This is a genomic window from Paenibacillus kobensis NBRC 15729, from assembly GCF_004000825.1.
GTDB lineage: Bacteria > Bacillota > Bacilli > Paenibacillales > Paenibacillaceae > Paenibacillus_T > Paenibacillus_T kobensis.
Genome location: NZ_BILZ01000145.1, coordinates 1 through 907, shown reverse-complemented (window position 1 = coordinate 907; position 907 = coordinate 1). Strand labels below are relative to the sequence as shown.

Annotated in this window: 1 protein-coding gene and 1 pseudogene; both read right to left on the bottom strand. The window is 50.7% G+C overall.

Features of this window, described 5'->3' with window-relative positions:
• On the bottom strand, window positions 1-788 hold a 788-nt coding region (locus tag PKO01S_RS28510; protein ID WP_164779842.1), incomplete at its 3' end, for a carbohydrate ABC transporter permease.
• Between the two features lie 12 nt (window positions 789-800).
• Window positions 801-907 (bottom strand): annotated as a pseudogene (locus PKO01S_RS29570) (sugar ABC transporter permease); the annotation flags it as partial.

Here is a 907-nt window from a genome sequence, read left to right as displayed (position 1 = left end):
GCTGCGGAGTTTTGACCGCCTTGGCTGACGCCTGCCGATGCCGCATTGCTGCTGGCGCCTGCACTCATCGAGTTGTTCAGCAGCTTCATCAGCTCGTATTGCAGCGTGCTGAGGCTTTGCTTCGGCGCGAAGATGAACGTATCGAACCAGGAGTTCCATTGTCCGACTGCGACGAAGAGCGATACCGTTGCCAATACCGGCATACAGAGCGGAAGAATGATGCTCATGAACGTTCTGAATTCGCCTGCTCCGTCAATCTTGGCGGACTCGACAAGACTCTCCGGAAGCGTATGGATATACGTCCGAACGACGATCAAGTTGAACGCGCTGATCATACCAGGGATGATGTACACCCAGAACGTATTCAGCATGTGCAGATCTTTGATCAGGAAGTACGAAGGAATAAGACCTGCGCTAAAGTACATCGTAAGAACAACGATAATCGTAACCGACTTCTTGAACATGTATTCCGGCCGGCTCAGTACATAAGCAAGCATCGACGTGAAGAATACACTGAGCACCGTACCGGATACCGTACGTGCAATCGAGATCCAGAATGCTTTCGGCAGATGGCCGGAGCTGAATACCGAATCGTAGTTCTTCCAAGTAAACTCGCGTGGCAGCAAGTAAATACCGCCGCGCGTCGTGTCGATCCCTTCGTTGAAGGAAACAGCGATCGTGTTCAGGAACGGATACAGCGTCACAACAAGTATACAGAGCAACAGGAAGTAGTTGATCGTATTGAAGATCGCCGGCTCCATTGCGAAACGTTTTTTAGTAGTATTCATGCGGAGCCCCCCCTATACCAGTCGCTCTTCGCCAAGCCACTTGGCGATGTTGTTAGCTGCGAATAATAGTATAATACTGATTACGGTTTTGAACATGCCTGCTGCGGTAGCTAGCGAGT